20 protein-coding genes are annotated in these 17,134 nt (G+C 54.8%); 11 read left to right on the top strand and 9 right to left on the bottom strand.

Annotated features, from left to right (window positions below; translation table 11 throughout):
• Window positions 1-107: 107 nt before the first annotated feature.
• Genes frdA through frdD form a run of 4 tightly spaced genes read left to right on the top strand, consistent with a single transcriptional unit; the run spans window position 108 to window position 3,401 of the window.
• Window positions 108-1,898 (top strand): fumarate reductase (quinol) flavoprotein subunit, encoded by a 1,791-nt coding sequence (frdA, locus tag ELK40_RS02730; protein ID WP_008502932.1) that lies wholly within the window; start codon window positions 108-110, stop codon window positions 1,896-1,898.
• The gene (locus ELK40_RS02725; RefSeq protein WP_023310124.1) at window positions 1,891-2,625 is read left to right on the top strand and encodes a succinate dehydrogenase/fumarate reductase iron-sulfur subunit; all 735 of its coding nucleotides are present in this window, start codon (window positions 1,891-1,893) and stop codon (window positions 2,623-2,625) included. The genes frdA and ELK40_RS02725 overlap by 8 nt, the downstream gene beginning before the upstream one ends.
• 10 nt (window positions 2,626-2,635) lie before the next feature.
• Window positions 2,636-3,031: a fumarate reductase subunit FrdC gene (gene frdC, locus ELK40_RS02720; RefSeq protein WP_029739890.1), complete on the top strand. Its 396-nt coding sequence runs from the start codon at window positions 2,636-2,638 to the stop codon at window positions 3,029-3,031.
• Window positions 3,032-3,041: 10 nt separating this feature from the next.
• The gene (gene frdD / locus ELK40_RS02715; RefSeq protein WP_000609653.1) at window positions 3,042-3,401 is read left to right on the top strand and encodes a fumarate reductase subunit FrdD; all 360 of its coding nucleotides are present in this window, start codon (window positions 3,042-3,044) and stop codon (window positions 3,399-3,401) included.
• A 29-nt stretch (window positions 3,402-3,430) separates the two neighbouring features.
• Here the strand turns inward: frdD and ampR are convergent, their stop codons facing one another.
• On the bottom strand, window positions 3,431-4,306 hold the full coding sequence (ampR, locus tag ELK40_RS02710; protein ID WP_127729341.1) for a LysR family transcriptional regulator AmpR: 876 nt from the start codon (window positions 4,304-4,306) through the stop codon (window positions 3,431-3,433).
• Window positions 4,307-4,438: 132 nt separating this feature from the next.
• Between ampR and blaACT the strand changes: the two genes are divergently transcribed.
• The gene (gene blaACT / locus ELK40_RS02705; RefSeq protein ID WP_127729339.1) at window positions 4,439-5,584 is read left to right on the top strand and encodes an ACT family cephalosporin-hydrolyzing class C beta-lactamase; all 1,146 of its coding nucleotides are present in this window, start codon (window positions 4,439-4,441) and stop codon (window positions 5,582-5,584) included.
• A 104-nt stretch (window positions 5,585-5,688) separates the two neighbouring features.
• The gene (locus ELK40_RS02700) at window positions 5,689-6,219 is read left to right on the top strand and encodes a lipocalin family protein (RefSeq protein WP_127729337.1); all 531 of its coding nucleotides are present in this window, start codon (window positions 5,689-5,691) and stop codon (window positions 6,217-6,219) included.
• Here ELK40_RS02700 and sugE read toward each other — a convergent pair.
• Entirely contained in the window at window positions 6,216-6,533 is a 318-nt protein-coding gene (gene sugE, locus ELK40_RS02695) for a quaternary ammonium compound efflux SMR transporter SugE (protein WP_006178944.1), read from the bottom strand. The genes ELK40_RS02700 and sugE overlap by 4 nt on opposite strands.
• A 261-nt stretch (window positions 6,534-6,794) precedes the next feature.
• Between sugE and ELK40_RS02690 the strand changes: the two genes are divergently transcribed.
• The gene (locus tag ELK40_RS02690; protein WP_115876639.1) at window positions 6,795-7,394 is read left to right on the top strand and encodes a LuxR C-terminal-related transcriptional regulator; all 600 of its coding nucleotides are present in this window, start codon (window positions 6,795-6,797) and stop codon (window positions 7,392-7,394) included.
• A gap of 35 nt (window positions 7,395-7,429) precedes the next feature.
• On the opposite strand, the gene ecnB is transcribed toward ELK40_RS02690, so the two are convergent.
• The 3 genes from ecnB to efp all read right to left on the bottom strand — a co-directional run bounded on the left by ecnB (window position 7,430) and on the right by efp (window position 8,441).
• Window positions 7,430-7,576, bottom strand: coding sequence for a lipoprotein toxin entericidin B (gene ecnB, locus ELK40_RS02685; protein ID WP_003025482.1), 147 nt, complete (start codon window positions 7,574-7,576; stop codon window positions 7,430-7,432).
• 108 nt (window positions 7,577-7,684) lie between these two features.
• A complete protein-coding gene (locus tag ELK40_RS02680; RefSeq protein ID WP_024907352.1) occupies window positions 7,685-7,816 on the bottom strand; it encodes an entericidin A/B family lipoprotein in 132 nt (43 codons plus the stop codon).
• 58 nt (window positions 7,817-7,874) lie between these two features.
• Complete coding sequence (efp, locus tag ELK40_RS02675; RefSeq protein WP_008502940.1) at window positions 7,875-8,441, bottom strand: elongation factor P; 567 nt, start codon at window positions 8,439-8,441, stop codon at window positions 7,875-7,877.
• 40 nt (window positions 8,442-8,481) lie between these two features.
• On the opposite strand from efp, the gene epmB reads away from it, so the two are divergent.
• The gene (gene epmB / locus ELK40_RS02670; protein WP_127729335.1) at window positions 8,482-9,510 is read left to right on the top strand and encodes an EF-P beta-lysylation protein EpmB; all 1,029 of its coding nucleotides are present in this window, start codon (window positions 8,482-8,484) and stop codon (window positions 9,508-9,510) included.
• Between the two features lie 47 nt (window positions 9,511-9,557).
• Here epmB and ELK40_RS02665 read toward each other — a convergent pair whose 3' ends face one another.
• The 3 genes from ELK40_RS02665 to ELK40_RS02655 all read right to left on the bottom strand — a co-directional run bounded on the left by ELK40_RS02665 (window position 9,558) and on the right by ELK40_RS02655 (window position 12,014).
• Window positions 9,558-9,911, bottom strand: a complete 354-nt coding sequence (locus ELK40_RS02665) for a DUF4156 domain-containing protein (protein ID WP_023310115.1) — start codon at window positions 9,909-9,911, stop codon at window positions 9,558-9,560.
• Between the two features lie 134 nt (window positions 9,912-10,045).
• Window positions 10,046-11,689: a chaperonin GroEL gene (gene groL, locus ELK40_RS02660; RefSeq protein ID WP_023310114.1), complete on the bottom strand. Its 1,644-nt coding sequence runs from the start codon at window positions 11,687-11,689 to the stop codon at window positions 10,046-10,048.
• A 31-nt stretch (window positions 11,690-11,720) separates the two neighbouring features.
• Window positions 11,721-12,014 (bottom strand): co-chaperone GroES, encoded by a 294-nt coding sequence (locus tag ELK40_RS02655; RefSeq protein ID WP_003855929.1) that lies wholly within the window; start codon window positions 12,012-12,014, stop codon window positions 11,721-11,723.
• 179 nt (window positions 12,015-12,193) lie between these two features.
• Between ELK40_RS02655 and yjeH the strand changes: the two genes are divergently transcribed.
• Complete coding sequence (yjeH, locus tag ELK40_RS02650; protein ID WP_115876641.1) at window positions 12,194-13,444, top strand: L-methionine/branched-chain amino acid transporter; 1,251 nt, start codon at window positions 12,194-12,196, stop codon at window positions 13,442-13,444.
• Between the two features lie 24 nt (window positions 13,445-13,468).
• On the opposite strand, the gene ELK40_RS02645 is transcribed toward yjeH, so the two are convergent.
• Complete coding sequence (locus ELK40_RS02645) at window positions 13,469-13,933, bottom strand: FxsA family protein (protein WP_023616652.1); 465 nt, start codon at window positions 13,931-13,933, stop codon at window positions 13,469-13,471.
• A gap of 334 nt (window positions 13,934-14,267) precedes the next feature.
• On the opposite strand from ELK40_RS02645, the gene aspA reads away from it, so the two are divergent.
• Together aspA and ELK40_RS02635 are read left to right on the top strand one after the other, a co-directional pair.
• A complete protein-coding gene (gene aspA / locus ELK40_RS02640) occupies window positions 14,268-15,704 on the top strand; it encodes an aspartate ammonia-lyase (protein ID WP_003855923.1) in 1,437 nt (478 codons plus the stop codon).
• Window positions 15,705-15,819: 115 nt separating this feature from the next.
• Entirely contained in the window at window positions 15,820-17,121 is a 1,302-nt protein-coding gene (locus ELK40_RS02635; protein ID WP_024907357.1) for an anaerobic C4-dicarboxylate transporter, read from the top strand.
• The last annotated feature ends 13 nt before the right edge of the window (window positions 17,122-17,134 follow it).

Below are 17,134 nucleotides of genomic sequence, written 5' to 3'. Positions count from 1 at the left end.
TTTACCCATAAAGGAGCAGTGGAAACGCTTTCACAATCGTCCTTTTGGACGGGTGAACTACCTTTAGTTTGTCGCGTTGCGAAATAACAAAAATCTGGAGGAATGTCGTGCAAACTTTTCAGGCCGATCTTGCCGTAATAGGCGCTGGCGGGGCTGGATTACGTGCTGCGATTGCTGCAGCACAAGCTAATCCTAACGCTAAAATCGCATTGATTTCAAAAGTCTATCCAATGCGTAGTCACACTGTGGCAGCAGAAGGAGGATCCGCCGCCGTTGCGCAGGATCATGACAGCTTTGAATACCATTTCCACGACACGGTTGCAGGGGGCGACTGGCTTTGCGAACAGGATGTCGTTGACTACTTTGTGCATCATTGTCCAACGGAAATGACCCAGCTTGAACAGTGGGGATGTCCGTGGAGCCGCCGTCCGGACGGCAGCGTCAACGTTCGCCGCTTTGGCGGAATGAAGATTGAACGAACCTGGTTCGCCGCCGATAAAACCGGCTTCCACATGCTGCACACCCTGTTCCAGACCTCCCTTCAGTTCCCACAAATTCAGCGCTTCGATGAACATTTCGTCCTCGACATTCTGGTTGATGACGGACACGCGCGCGGCCTGGTGGCGATGAATATGATGGAAGGCACGCTTGTCCAGATCCGCGCCAACGCGGTAGTGATGGCGACGGGCGGTGCGGGTCGCGTTTATCGTTATAACACCAACGGCGGCATCGTCACCGGTGACGGCATGGGCATGGCGCTCAGCCACGGCGTACCCCTGCGCGATATGGAGTTCGTCCAGTATCACCCAACCGGCCTGCCAGGCTCCGGCATTCTGATGACGGAAGGCTGCCGCGGTGAGGGCGGTATTCTGGTCAACAAAAACGGCTACCGCTATCTGCAGGATTACGGCATGGGCCCGGAAACCCCGCTCGGCGAGCCGAAGAACAAATATATGGAACTTGGCCCGCGCGACAAAGTCTCTCAGGCCTTCTGGCACGAGTGGCGCAAAGGCAACACTATCTCCACGCCGCGCGGCGACGTCGTTCACCTCGACCTGCGTCATCTGGGCGAGAAGAAACTGCTGGAACGTCTTCCGTTCATCTGCGAACTGGCAAAAGCCTACGTTGGCGTCGACCCGGTGAAAGAGCCGATTCCGGTACGTCCAACGGCGCACTACACCATGGGCGGGATCGAAACCGACCAGCAGTGCGAAACCCGAATTAAAGGTCTGTTCGCCGTCGGCGAGTGTTCCTCAGTGGGCCTGCACGGCGCCAACCGTCTTGGGTCTAACTCGCTGGCAGAGCTGGTCGTCTTTGGCCGCATGGCGGGCGAGCGCGCGATGGAGCGGGCGGCTACAGCAGGCGAAGCCAACGGTGCCGCACTGGATGCGCAGGTTGCAGACGTTGAAAAACGCCTGAAAGATCTGGTGAACCAGGAGGGTAACGAGAACTGGTCTAAGATCCGCGACGAGATGGGCCTGTCGATGGAAGAAGGCTGCGGTATCTACCGTACGCCAGAGCTGATGCAAAAAACCGTCGACAAGCTGGCGGAACTGCAGGAGCGCTTCAAGCGCGTGCGCATCACCGATACCTCCAGCGTATTCAACACCGACCTGCTCTACACTATCGAGCTGGGCCACGGTCTGAACGTAGCGGAATGTATGGCGCACTCTGCGCTGGCGCGTAAAGAGTCGCGTGGAGCCCACCAGCGTCTGGACGAAGGCTGCACCGAACGTGACGACGTCAATTTCCTGAAACACACTCTCGCCTGGCGCGATGCGGATGGCACCACACGTCTGGACTACAGCGACGTGAAAATCACCACGCTGCCGCCGGCTAAGCGCGTGTACGGTGCAGAAGCAGAAGCCGCCGAGAAGAAGGAGAAGGCGAATGGCTGAGATGCAAAAAATGAAGGTTGAAGTGGTGCGCTACAACCCGGAAGTGGACGCCGCACCGCACAGCGCGTTCTATGAAGTCCCTTACGACGAGCAAACCTCCCTGCTGGACGCGCTCGGCTATATCAAAGACAACCTGGCGCCAGACCTGAGCTACCGCTGGTCCTGCCGCATGGCAATCTGCGGATCCTGCGGCATGATGGTCAACAAAGTGCCGAAGCTGGCCTGTAAGACCTTCCTGCGCGAATACACCAAGGGCATTAAGGTCGAAGCGCTGGGCAACTTCCCGATTGAACGCGATCTGGTGGTCGATATGACTCACTTTATCGAAAGCCTGGAAGCGATTAAGCCGTACATCATTGGTAACCCGCGCACGCCGGATCAGGGGCCAAACACCCAGACGCCGGCGCAGATGGCGAAATACCATCAGTTCTCAGGCTGCATCAACTGCGGTCTTTGCTACGCCGCCTGTCCACAGTTTGGCCTGAACAAGGAGTTCATCGGCCCGGCTGCCATCACCCTGGCACACCGCTATAACGAGGACAGCCGCGATCACGGCAAAAAAGAACGCATGGCGCAGCTTAACAGCCAGAACGGCGTCTGGAGCTGTACCTTTGTGGGATACTGCTCCGAAGTTTGTCCGAAGCACGTCGACCCGGCCGCCGCAATTCAGCAGGGTAAAGTGGAAAGCTCGAAAGACTTTCTTATCGCTACCCTGAAACCACGCTAAGGAGTGCATGATGACGACTAAACGCAAAGCCTACGTGCGGCCTGTGCCGTCAACCTGGTGGAAAAATCTGCCGTTTTATCGCTTCTACATGCTGCGTGAAGGCACGGCGGTACCGGCGGTCTGGTTCAGCCTTGAGCTGATGTACGGCGTTTTTGCCCTCAAGCATGGCCCGGAAGCCTGGGCCAGCTTCGTCGGTTTCCTGCAAAACCCGATCATTGTTGTTCTGAACCTGATCGTGCTCGCGGCCGCGCTGCTTCATACCAAAACCTGGTTTGAACTGGCGCCAAAAGCGGCGAACATTATCGTAAAAGGCGAGAAAATGGGGCCAGAGCCGGTGATTAAAGGGCTCTGGGCAGTGACGATTCTGGTCACTGTGGTCATTCTGTTTGTCGCACTGTTCTGGTAAGGAGACTACTGTGATCAATCCAAATCCAAAACGTTCTGACGAGCCGGTCTTCTGGGGTCTGTTTGGCGCAGGCGGCATGTGGAGTGCCATCATCGCCCCCGTCATCATCCTGCTGGTCGGCATTATGCTGCCGCTGGGGCTGTTCCCGGGCGATGCGCTGAGCTACGAACGCGTACTGGCGTTCGCGAGCAGCTTTATCGGCCGCGTGTTCATCTTCCTGATGATCGTCCTGCCGCTGTGGTGTGGTCTGCACCGTATTCACCATGCGATGCATGACCTGAAAATCCATGTCCCGAGCGGGAAATGGGTTTTCTACGGTCTGGCAACCATCCTGACCGTAGTAACGCTGATTGCCGTGGTCACCATCTGAAGCTTCAGGCCCGCCATCCGGCGGGCCTTTTATTTCTGCATCTTCCCCACCAGCCACTGGGCAAACTCGCGCATTGCGGGCGTTTCTGTCCGTGACTGTAGTCTTGTCAGCCAGTAGCTGCCGAGGTCAATCTGCGTTGCAAACGGCTGCACGATGCGCTCGCTGCTGAGTAAATGGGTAAACATGTCGACAGGCGCAATGGCAATCCCTGTGCCTGCCTGCGCGGCTTCCAGCATGGTCACGGACGAATCAAACACCATCACCCGGTGCGTCGGCGAGGGAGGATGTTCACCCGCTGCCTGCATCCAGGCGGTCCACTCGTCGCGCCGGTAAGAGCGCAGGAGGATAAACTTCAGGATATCGGAAGGGGTGTGCAACGCGGCAGCAATGTCAGGTGTGCAAAGCGGCGCAAGCGGTGCAGGGCAAAGAAACGTCGCTTCCGTGCCGTGCCACGCCCCGCCGCCATAACGAATGGCGTAATCAAGTCCTTCAGCCGCCGGATCGACACGGTTGTTATGGGTGGAAAGCTGAAGATCAATATGCGGATAGCAGCGGCGGAAGTCCGCGAGCTGCGAGAATAACACCCCCGTCGCAAATGTCCCGACCACGCCAATTTTGAGCTTCTCCTGCGCGCGCTGGCTGGCAAAGCGATCCAGCATTCCGGCGATACGATCGAACGAGTCATTCAGCACCGGCAGCAAATTCTCGCCTTCGGTAGTCAACATCAGCCCTCGCGAAACGCGAACGAAAAGCTGGCAGTTAAGGTGCTGCTCCAGCGTCTTGACGTGCTGGCTAATCGCGGAATGGGTGACATTCAGCTCAATAGCGGCATGCGTAAAACTGAGGTGCCTGGCGGCTGCTTCAAACGCCCGCAGGGAGTTCAGAGGAAGATAGCTGCGCGTCATGGTCTCATCCGTTAGAAAAATTAACAGCTAATGCTAAATTTAACCGTTTGTCAGCCATAGTCAAATCCAACAGACTACAGCGGTCTGACGGGCCCGGACACTCCCTTGAACTGCTATTACGGAAGATAACTGATGATGACAAAATCCCTAAGCTGTGCCCTGCTGCTCAGCGTTGCCAGCTCTGCATTCGCCGCACCGATGTCCGAAAAACAGCTGGCTGAGGTGGTGGAACGTACCGTTACGCCGCTGATGAACGCGCAGGCCATCCCGGGTATGGCGGTGGCGGTGATTTATCAGGGTCAGCCGCACTACTTTACCTTCGGTAAAGCCGATGTTGCGGCAAACAAACCCGTTACCCCACAAACCTTGTTCGAGCTGGGCTCTATAAGTAAAACCTTCACCGGCGTACTGGGTGGCGATGCCATTGCTCGCGGTGAAATATCGCTCGGCGATCCGGTGACAAAATACTGGCCTGAACTGACGGGCAAACAGTGGCAGGGCATTCGCATGCTGGAGCTGGCAACCTATACCGCAGGCGGTCTGCCGTTACAGGTACCGGATGAGGTCACGGATAACGCCTCTCTGCTGCGCTTTTATCAAAACTGGCAGCCGCAGTGGAAGCCGGGCACCACGCGTCTTTACGCCAATGCCAGCATCGGTCTTTTTGGCGCGCTGGCGGTCAAACCTTCCGGCATGAGCTATGAGCAGGCCATAACGACGCGGGTCTTTAAGCCGCTCAAGCTGGACCATACCTGGATTAACGTTCCGAAAACGGAAGAGGCGCATTACGCCTGGGGATACCGCGACGGTAAAGCGGTCCACGTTTCGCCAGGAATGCTGGATGCAGAAGCCTATGGCGTAAAAACCAACGTGCAGGATATGGCAAGCTGGGTGATGGTCAACATGAAGCCGGACTCGCTTCAGGATAGTTCACTCAGGAAAGGCATTGCCCTGGCGCAGTCTCGCTACTGGCGCGTGGGGGCCATGTATCAAGGGTTAGGTTGGGAAATGCTTAACTGGCCGGTCGATGCCAAAACCGTGGTTGAAGGCAGCGACAATAAGGTGGCGCTGGCACCGCTGCCTGCGAGAGAAGTGAATCCACCGGCACCGCCGGTCAACGCGTCCTGGGTCCATAAAACAGGCTCAACCGGCGGGTTTGGCAGCTACGTGGCATTTATTCCTGAAAAACAGCTCGGCATTGTGATGCTGGCGAATAAAAGCTATCCGAACCCTGCCCGCGTTGAGGCGGCATACCGTATCCTCGACGCGCTGCAGTAAAACATTGCCGGGTGGCGCTGCGCTTACCCGGCGAAACACACCGCACAAAAACCACATTTTCCTTGCCGTCATCTACACTTAACAAAAACAGTAAGGAAACTCCTATGCGCATTCTGCCTGTTATCGCCGCGGTGACAGCCGCGTTTTTAGTGGTTGCCTGCAGTTCCCCTACCCCACCGCCTGGCGTTACCGTCGTCACGCCTTTTGATGCACAACGCTTCCTTGGAACATGGTATGAAATCGCGCGCCTCGACCATCGGTTTGAGCAGGGCTTAGTGAAGGTCACTGCAAATTACAGCCCGATGGATGATGGCGGTATTCAGGTGATCAACCGGGGCTATAATCCCGATCGGGAGATGTGGCAGCAGTCGATTGGGAAAGCGTACTTCACGGGCGACCCGCGACGGGCCGCGCTAAAAGTCTCTTTCTTTGGCCCGTTTTATGGTGGCTATAACGTGATCGCGCTCGACAGAGAGTACCATCACGCGCTGGTCTGCGGGCCGGATCGCGACTATCTGTGGATACTTTCCCGCACGCCAACTATTTCGTCAGAAATGAAACAGCAGATGCTGGACGTCGCGACCCGGCAAGGGTTTGATGTGTCAAAACTGATCTGGGTAAAACAACCCCATTAATGGGTGCTGAGCTTAAGCCCAATGATCCCCGCTACAATCAAGGCGAGGCTGGCGATACGCGCCAGACTCGCTGACTCTCCCAGTAGCAGAATGCCGGTGATGGCGGCCCCCACCGCCCCAATGCCCGTCCAGACGGCATAAGCCGTTCCCACAGGCAGCGAGCGCATCGCCCAGGATAACAGGACAATACTCACGATCATCGCGGTTACGGTAATAACGCTGGGCGTCAGACGGGTAAATCCATGGGTGTACTTGAGACCAATCGCCCACACCACTTCGAGCAGACCGGCAATAAAAAGAATGATCCAGGACATTTCAGGCTCCTTAACTTAATAGAAGTTGGGGCCGTCCCCGGTGAAAGAAACGCTTACGGGTCGTCCCGTAAGGCAGAGATTACGCCCCATATTTTGGTTAGCGTGCTATTTTTTTTCAATCTTTTTTTGCTGAACACGTTAAGGCAAGAAATAGCCGCAGTATGGCGCGTAGTTCCGGCATTTAGCACTCATCCGACTTCTCTATGATGATGTGCTTTCTGATGGCAGGAAGCCAAACCACTAGCCGACTGCGAATAAAATATGTTCAAAATTCTCTTGATTGACCGTTGTCACTTTACCCGCACGGGGTTTGAAGCATGGCTCAATCATTCCGGTTTGTTCCCGGGACACTACGTTGTGACCGGGCTGAATAATCTGTTCCTTGCCAGGGAGCACATTCTGCAATGGAAACCCACGCTGGTTATCGCCGATTTGTACGGCTTCAGGCAGGATATTCATCATTTTCAGCAGCTCTCGTCTTTGCTCAACGCCAGTGAACGCTTACCGTTTATTTTGCTGCAATCGGGAGAGGACAACGGCATGACAGACTGGCTCGGACACTTCCCGGTGTGGTCGTCGCTGTTGAAAAACGCCAGTCTCGAAGAAGTGGCAACGACTATAAATGATGCATTAACCTCGCGCTCATGCGCTGAAAGGCCCACGGCAGCCGCCCCCTTGCTGACCCGGCAGGAAGAGAAAGTGCTTACATTATGGATGGACGGCGCGAGCAATCAAAAGATTGCTGCCCACCTGAGTATCAACGGAAAAACGGTCTATACCTATAAACGCAATATCCGCATGAAATTGCATATGGATACGCGTTTTTCTCCGTTCTTATCCCTGCAGGAATCAAAAAGCTGACGGTACGAAACGGCTGGTCTCGTACCGTGTGTTAATTACTGCTGAGCTTTAGTTGCCGCACCAGAGATTGCGCTACCACCTTCAGAAATATCCTGACCAACGCCACGCGTGGTATTACAGGCTGTTAATACTGAAGAAAGTACCAGGACTGAAAAGATCGCTGCAATTGTCTTCTTAACCATAATATCTTCCTTTTATAGCCAAAGTTGTTTTGTGTATAGCAACTTAAGGATAGACAAGATCCCGCCGGATGACGGAAAAGGAAGCATTTTTAGGAAAATTAGACGAACTTAGCTGGCGGCGTGAGAAATGATATGACCGAGATCCTGGATATCTTGTCCCATTCCACGGGTGGTGTTACAGCCGGAAAGCAATGCACTGGAAAGCGCTAACAGAAGCAGAATTTTAACGGTACGTTTCATCATCCCTGCCTGCAAAAATCAGGCGCAGCGGGCGCTGCGCCTTCAATCATGACGTAAATTACTTCACGCGGGACACGTATTCGCCGGAGCGGGTATCCACTTTGATCACTTCGCCAGTCTGTACGAACAGTGGAACTTTAACCACTGCGCCGGTAGACAGTTTGGCTGGTTTACCGCCGGTACCTGCGGTATCACCTTTCAGACCTGGATCGGTTTCAACGATTTCCAGTTCTACGAAGTTTGGTGGGGTCACAGCGATAGGCTGACCGTTCCACAGGGTTACGATGCACTCAGCCTGGTCCAGCAGCCATTTAGCGCTATCACCTACCGCTTTCTCATCAGCAGACAGCTGTTCGAAAGTGGAGTTGTTCATGAAATGCCAGAACTCGCCATCGTTGTACAGATAGGTCAGGTTCATATCAACAACATCAGCGCCTTCAGCGGAGTCAGTAGACTTGAAGGTTTTCTCAACACGGGTACCGGTCAGCAGACGGCGCAGCTTAACGCGTGCGAATGCCTGGCCTTTACCTGGTTTAACGAATTCGCTGGCTTCAACCGCGTACGGTTCGCCGTCCATCATGATTTTAAGACCAGCACGAAAATCGTTGCTATAGTACGTTGCCATAAGGCCCTCTAAATTTGTTAACTGGTAGCTAAGCCACAAAATGGCGCATATTGTAACCCTAAACACCCCGTCCAGAGAAGATTGGTTATCGCAACTTGCCGATGTAATCACCAGTCCTGATGAATTGCTGCGTCTTTTAGACCTCGATCAGCACCCAGAGTTGCTTGCCGGCCGCGAGGCAAAGCGCCTTTTCGCCCTGCGCGTTCCCCGTGCGTTTGTGGCGCGGATGGAGAAAGGCAACCCCGACGATCCGCTATTAAAACAAACACTTACTTCGCAGGATGAGTTTATCACCGCGCCGGGATACAGCACCGATCCGCTGGAAGAGCAGAACAGCGTGGTGCCTGGTTTACTGCACAAATATCTCAACCGTGCCCTGCTGCTGGTAAAGGGCGGCTGCGCGGTAAATTGTCGTTATTGCTTCCGTCGGCACTTCCCGTATGCCGAAAACCAGGGCAATAAACGCAACTGGCAGGTCGCGCTGGACTATATTGCCGTCCATTCAGAGCTGGATGAGATTATTTTTTCCGGCGGCGATCCGCTGATGGCAAAAGATCACGAGCTGGACTGGCTGCTGACACAGCTGGAAGCCATCCCGCACATCAAACGTCTGCGCATTCATAGCCGTTTGCCGATTGTTATTCCGGCACGTATCACGGACGGCCTGGTGGCACGCCTTGAGCAGTCTCGCCTGCAGGCGTTGCTGGTGAACCATATCAACCACGGGAACGAAATTGACGATGATTTTCGCGCAGCGATGGCGCGTCTGCGTAAAGCGGGCGTAACGCTGCTGAACCAGAGCGTGCTGCTGCGCGGCGTGAATGACAGCGCCCGCGTGCTGGCTGACCTGAGCAATGCCCTGTTTGATGCGGGCGTGATGCCCTATTACCTGCACGTGCTGGATCGCGTTCAGGGCGCGGCCCATTTCATGGTGACGGATGAAGAAGCCCGGCAGATCATGCGCGAACTGTTAACGCTGGTTTCAGGCTATATGGTGCCGAAGCTGGCACGGGAGATTGGCGGAGAGCCAAGCAAGACGCCGCTGGACTTGCAGCTGCGGCAGCACTAGTTTCCCCTCACCCTAACCCTCTCCCACAGGGAGAGGGAAAAAGGCAATCAGTTCGGGCACTTGTAGACCTGGCCGTTCATCTGGCTGGCGGTCGGCACGAAGCTGGACAGCATACTCTGCGTTGGGCTGCTCACGCCGTAAATGACGTTACCGCCCATTGCCGCAGCCTGGTTACGCAGGGCATTCGCCGCACCGCGCATCGAGCCACCTTCTTCGCCATGCTGACCTGACATCCAGTTGCTTTGCTCACCGGTTGCCGTGCCTAACAGCTGGCATTCACTGCCAGGCTTATCTTCCACAAAGCGAACGCCCTGGCCCGCTGCCGACAGCTCATTGCTGGAGCTACAACCCGCCAGCAGCAATGCTGCCCCTACAATCCCTGCACAGACTTTTACGCGCATGTTATTCCTCGTTTTCAATAAGCTGGACAGTAGTTGTCCGTGTGTAAATCTTATACCTAAAAGATGACCAAAAGAAAAACCCCCGAGCATTTCTGCCCGGGGGTTTTTCACATTCTACGACGTAGAGCGCACGATTACATCATGCCGCCCATACCGCCCATGCCGCCCATACCAGCAGCACCTAAGTCAGGCGCATCGCCTTTAGGCAGGTCGGTCACCATGCATTCGGTGGTGATCATCAGACCAGCAACGGAGGCCGCATACTGCAGAGCAGAACGGGTCACTTTAGTTGGATCCAGGATACCGAAGTCGATCATGTTACCGTATTCTTCAGTTGCTGCGTTGTAACCGTAGTTACCTTCGCCCGCTTTCACGTTGTTCGCAACCACAGATGGCTCTTCACCGGCGTTAGAAACGATCTGACGCAGAGGGGCTTCCATTGCGCGCAGCGCAACTTTGATACCCACGTTCTGGTCTTCGTTCTGAGCGGTCAGGCCAGCCAGTTTAGCGGCAACACGCACCAGCGCGACACCACCACCAGCAACCACGCCTTCTTCTACCGCAGCACGGGTCGCGTGCAGAGCATCGTCAACGCGTGCTTTTTTCTCTTTCATTTCAACTTCGGTAGCAGCACCGACTTTGATTACCGCAACGCCGCCTGCCAGTTTCGCTACGCGCTCCTGCAGTTTTTCACGGTCGTAATCAGAAGTCGCTTCTTCGATCTGCTTACGGATCTGACCAACGCGGCCCTGAATAGCGGCTTCTTCACCCACACCGTCGATGATGGTGGTGGTGTCTTTGTTGATCACAACGCGTTTCGCCTGGCCCAGGTCTTCCAGGGTCGCTTTTTCCAGCTCCATACCGATCTCTTCAGAGATCACGGTACCGCCAGTCAGGGTAGCGATATCCTGCAGCATCGCTTTACGGCGATCGCCGAAGCCAGGTGCTTTAACCGCAGCCACTTTCACGATGCCGCGCATGGTGTTAACCACCAGGGTCGCCAGCGCTTCGCCTTCAACGTCTTCAGCGATGATAACCAGAGGCTTGCCTGCTTTTGCAACGGCTTCCAGTACTGGCAGCATTTCGCGGATGTTGGAGATTTTCTTATCAGCCAGCAGGATGAACGGGCTTTCCAGCTCAACAGCGCCAGTTTCTGGCTTGTTGATGAAGTATGGGGACAGGTAACCGCGGTCGAACTGCATACCTTCTACCACGTCCAGTTCGTCTTCCAGACCGGTACCGTCTTCAACGGTGATTACGCCTTCTTTACCGACTTTGTCCATCGCTTCAGCGATCAGTTTACCTACGGTTTCGTCGGAGTTAGCGGAGATAGTACCAACCTGAGCAATGGCTTTAGAGTCAGAGCACGGTACGGACAGCGCTTTCAGTTCTTCAACAGCGGAGGCGACAGCTTTGTCGATACCACGTTTCAGATCCATTGGGTTCATGCCCGCAGCAACGGCTTTCAGACCTTCGGTGATGATTGCCTGCGCCAGTACGGTCGCGGTAGTGGTACCGTCACCTGCAGCGTCGTTCGCTTTAGAGGCAACTTCTTTCACCATCTGCGCACCCATGTTTTCGAACTTGTCTTCCAGCTCGATTTCACGTGCTACAGAAACACCATCTTTGGTGATGGTTGGCGCGCCGAAGGATTTATCCAGCACTACGTTGCGGCCTTTCGGGCCCAGGGTCACTTTAACTGCATCTGCCAGTACGTTTACGCCGCGGAGCATTTTTACACGAGCGTCGTTACCGAATTTTACGTCTTTAGCTGCCATGTTCTTATTTCCTCAAATTCTCGTGCGTAAATTACGCTTCAACAATTGCCAGAATGTCGCTCTCGGACATGATCAACACTTCTTCATTGTCGATCTTCTCGGATTTCACGCCGTAGCCATCGTTGAAAATTACGATGTCACCAACTTTAACGTCCAGCGGCTGCACAGTTCCGTTTTCCAGGATGCGGCCCTTACCGACAGCGATGATTTCGCCACGCGTTGATTTGGCTGCTGCAGAACCGGTCAGAACGATGCCGCCAGCAGACTTGGTTTCAACTTCTTTACGTTTGACGATCACACGATCATGTAACGGACGAATACTCATTGATAGCTCTCCTTTGAGAAAGTCATTATCAGTTATGGATGACGCCGGCCCGCATGCGGTTTTCCGACTAGTGCCCTGAGAGATGGGGATAGCTTTTTACCCCTTCAAGGGGGAGTTGAAAAAAAAATTTGCGAAAGTGTTACCATCGCCTCTCTTTTGCTACTGGCAGGGCGATGTCAATGAGTGGACTCAAGCAGGAGCTGGGGCTGGCGCAGGGCGTCGGACTGCTCTCAACCTCCTTGTTAGGTACAGGCGTGTTTGCCGTACCCGCACTGGCGGCGCTGGTGGCTGGAAATAACAGCCTGTGGGCGTGGCCGGCGCTGATTGTATTGGTTTTCCCGATAGCCATTGTGTTTGCCATCCTGGGGCGGCATTTCCCCAGCGCGGGCGGCGTGGCGCACTTTGTCGGACTGGCCTTTGGCCCGCGGCTGCAGCGTGTAACCGGCTGGCTGTTTCTCTCCGTCATTCCGGTTGGCCTTCCTGCGGCGTTGCATATTGCGACCGGATTTGGTCAGGCGCTGTTTGGCTGGCATAACGAGCAGTTATTGCTGGCCGAGCTGGGTACGCTGGCAATCGTCTGGTGGGTGGGCTCTCGCGGCGCCAGCTCGAGCGCCAACCTGCAGACGCTGGTTGCGGTGCTGATTGTCGCGCTCGTTGTCGCTATCTGGTGGGCGGGCGATATCACCATCAAGGAAATTCCCTTCCCTGCGCTGACAGACGTCGACCATTCACAGCTTTTCGCCGCGCTCTCCGTCATGTTCTGGTGTTTTGTCGGCCTGGAAGCCTTTGCCCATCTGGCGTCTGAATTTAAGCAGCCTGAACGTGATTTCCCCCGCGCCCTGATGATAGGCCTACTGCTGGCTGGCACGGTCTATTGGGCGTGTACCGTGCTGGTCTTACACTTCCACGCGTTCGGAGCGGATCTCGCCGCCGCGGCATCGCTGCCGGGTATCGTGGTTGATCTGTTTGGTGTGAAGGCGCTGTGGATAGCCTGCGTCATCGGCTATCTGGCCTGTTTTGCCAGCCTCAACATTTATATCCAGAGCTTTGCCCGTCTGGTATGGTCGCAGGCGCTCTACAAACCCGAGAATCGTCTCGCGCGCCTGTCTAAACGCCAGCTTCCGCTGAATGCCCTGAATGCCGTACTGGGCTGCTGCGTGGTGAGCACGCTCTGTATTTACGCACTGAAAATCAATCTGGACGCGCTCATCGTCTACGCCAACGGCATTTTCATCATGATCTACCTGCTGTGCATGCTGGCGGGATGCCGTTTGCTAAAAGGTCGCTATAAAGCTCTGGCGGTCGTCGGGGGTGTGCTCTGCCTGCTGCTGCTGGCGATGGTGGGCTGGAAGAGTTTGTACGCAATTGTCATGCTGGCAGGGCTGTGGGTGTTTTTGCCGAGGCGCGGTGCGCTCCCGGAGGCCCGGTAGGCGAAGCGCCACCGGGCAAAAACATTACCGATCGTCTTTATGGTCTAAACGGTCGTGCTGTTCATCCTTACGCTGATACTCCCCTTCGAAGGTATCGCCCGGTCCAGTGCTAAATCCGCCCCCCGGCATTCGGCTAAAGCGCAGATGCGGCAGCAGCTTCATGGTCAGGTGTTTTTGCACCGGCGGCAGAAGCAGCAGCAGGCCAAGGAAGTCGGTAAAGAACCCCGGCAGGATCAGCAGCAGCCCCGCAATAATCAACGACACGCTTTTGATCATCTCTTCCGCCGGGCTTTCCCCTGCGGCCATCTTCTGCTGCATTATCAGGAAATTTTTGAAACCCTGATTACGCACCAGCGACATGCCGATGACGGAGGTGAAAATCACCAGAATCAGCGTCAGCAGGACGCCCAACACATGGGCAACCTGGATAAAAATGGAAATCTCAATGTAAACATAGAGGAAGAAAGCAATAAACGGTATCCAGCGCACTGGCATCTCCTGTATGGCAAGGGCCATCGGCCCCTGTCTGAATGTGTTCGCGACGCACGTTTGTATGAAATGGTGACGGTTAGCGAAAATTCAATCAGTTTGCACGGATATTTTTTTTGGAAATTTTAAAGCGGTGACCCATTTCACAGATTAATAATTATCATGGAATCGACTCGATAATAAGTGATCCAGCTTACGGCAATTCGCTATCATCAGCATATGATCTCGAGCATCTGGCTGATTGAGGGAATAATCGTCGGCCAGAAAATATTCAAAACCACATAAATACTGTGTGTTTAGTACAATCCATCGGCAGCTTGAAAAGAAGGTTCACATGTTAAACAACATTCGTATCGAAGAAGACTTGTTGGGTACCAGGGAAGTTCCAGCGGATGCCTACTACGGTGTCCACACTCTGAGAGCGATTGAAAACTTCTACATCAGCAACAGCAAAATCAGCGACATCCCTGAGTTTGTCCGTGGCATGGTGATGGTGAAGAAAGCCGCAGCACTGGCCAACAAAGAGCTGCAAACCATTCCTAAAAGCGCGGCAAATGCGATTATCGCAGCCTGCGATGAAGTGCTGAACAACGGCAAATGCATGGACCAGTTCCCGGTTGACGTCTATCAGGGCGGCGCGGGCACCTCCGTCAACATGAATACTAACGAAGTACTGGCAAACATTGGCCTGGAGCTGATGGGTCACCAGAAAGGTGAATACCAGTACCTGAACCCGAACGACCACGTTAACAAATGCCAGTCCACCAACGACGCCTACCCAACCGGCTTCCGTATTGCGGTGTATGCCTCCGTAGTGAAACTGGTGGATGCGATCAACCAACTGGGTGATGGCTTCCAGCGTAAAGCGGTTGAGTTCCAGGACATCCTGAAAATGGGTCGTACCCAGTTACAGGATGCGGTGCCGATGACCCTCGGCCAGGAATTCCACGCGTTTAACGTCCTGCTGAACGAAGAGACCAAAAACCTGCTGCGCACCTCCGAGCTGCTTCTGGAAGTGAACCTGGGCGCCACCGCCATCGGTACGCGTCTGAACACCCCGGATGGCTATCAGCAGCTGGCGGTACAGAAGCTGGCTGAAGTGTCTAACCTGCCGGTTGTGCCTGCAGAAGACCTGATTGAAGCGACCTCAGACTGCGGCGCTTACGTCATGGTACACAGCGCGCTGAAACGTCTGGCAGTGAAACTGTCCAAAATCTGTAACGACCTGCGCCTGCTCTCTTCCGGTCCGCGCGCTGGCCTGAATGAAATCAACCTGCCAGAGCTGCAGGCCGGTTCATCCATCATGCCGGCCAAGGTGAACCCGGTGGTGCCAGAAGTGGTGAACCAGGTTTGCTTCAAAGTCATCGGTAACGATACGACCGTGACCATGGCCTCTGAAGCGGGTCAGCTGCAGCTGAACGTGATGGAGCCGGTGATTGGCCAGGCGATGTTTGAATCTATCCACATCCTGACGAACGCCTGCTACAACCTGCTGGAAAAATGCATTAACGGCATCACAGCGAATAAAGAAGTCTGTGAAGGTTATGTCTACAACTCCATCGGGATCGTCACCTACCTCAACCCGTTCATCGGTCACCACAACGGCGACATCGTCGGTAAGATTTGTGCCGAAACCGGTAAGAGTGTACGTGAAGTAGTACTGGAGCGCGGGCTGTTGACCGAAGCCGAGCTGGACGATATCTTCTCGGCCCAAAACCTGATGCACCCGGCATATAAAGCGAAACGATATACCGATGAAAGCGAACAGTAACCGTTCAGGCTAGGCTTCTTAAGGCACGTCACTTGTGACGTGCCTTTTTTCTTTTTAGGCGTTACCAAAATACAACAATTCAATATCAACTTGTTAATAAGCAAGGCAGGTCCTTATGTTTGGAGCAGAACTCGTCATCGTCTTGTTGGCGATTTATTTGGGAGCACGACTCGGGGGTATCGGCATCGGTTTTGCCGGCGGTCTTGGAGTGCTCGTTCTTACCCTTATCTTTCAGATTAAACCCGGCGCTATACCGTTCGACGTTATCGAAATCATCATGGCTGTTATTGCCGCTATTGCCGCCATGCAGGTGGCAGGCGGTATGGACTACCTGGTAAGCCTGGCGGAGCGTATGCTGCGCCGCCATCCAAAATACATTACCTTCCTTGCTCCGCTGGTGACATGGTTTATGACCATTCTCGCCGGTACTGGCCACACCGCTTTCTCCACGTTACCGGTGATTACCGAAGTGGCGAAAGAACAGGGTATCCGTCCGTCGCGTCCGCTCTCCATTGCGGTCGTCGCGTCCCAGATCGCCATTACCGCCTCACCGATTTCCGCGGCGGTGGTCTTCTTCGCCGGTATCCTTGAGCCGATGGGCGTGAGCTACCTGACGCTGCTGGCGATCTGTATCCCGGTGACGCTGATCGCGGTGATGATTACCGCAGTGCTGTGTAACTTCCTCGGCGCTGAACTGAAAGACGATCCGGTTTATCAGGAGCGTCTTGCAAAAGGTGAAGTGAGCCTGCGCGGCAGTCAGGTCTTCGAACTGAAGCCACACGCGAAACGCTCCGTGCTGCTGTTCCTGATTGGTATCGTTGCCGTCATGTTCTACGCGACCGCCATCAGCGATACCGTAGGTCTGATCCAGAACCCGGTTCTGCCGCGTAACGAAGCGATTGTCGTGTTTATGCTGACCATCGCCACGCTGATTAGCATCACCTGTAAAATTGATACCAGCGAAGTGCTGAACGCCAGCACCTTTAAATCCGGTATGAGCGCCTGCGTGTGCGTGCTGGGTGTGGCGTGGCTCGGTGATACTTTCGTTAAAGCGCACATCAGCGACATTCAGACCGTGGCCGGGGACCTGCTGCACAACTATCCATGGCTGCTGGCGGTCGTGCTGTTCTTTGCTGCGACCCTGCTTTACTCTCAGGCCGCGACCACCAAAGCGCTGATGCCTGCGGCACTGATGCTGGGCGTAACGCCGTTGACCGCCATCGCCTCGTTTGCTGCCGTCTCCGCCCTGTTCGTGCTGCCTACCTACCCAACCCTGCTGGCGGCGGTAGAGATGGATGACACCGGCTCAACCCGTATCGGTAAGTATGTGTTTAACCATGCGTTCCTGATCCCGGGCGTGGTCGCCATTTCACTTTGCGTGATCCTCGGCTTTATCATCGGTGGCGTGGTGCTGTAAACCGCTCCCGGTT

Origin of the sequence: Enterobacter sp. N18-03635 (genome assembly GCF_004006055.1) — a bacterium.
Classification (GTDB): domain Bacteria; phylum Pseudomonadota; class Gammaproteobacteria; order Enterobacterales; family Enterobacteriaceae; genus Enterobacter; species Enterobacter vonholyi.
This window is presented reverse-complemented; position numbering and strand designations above follow the sequence as displayed.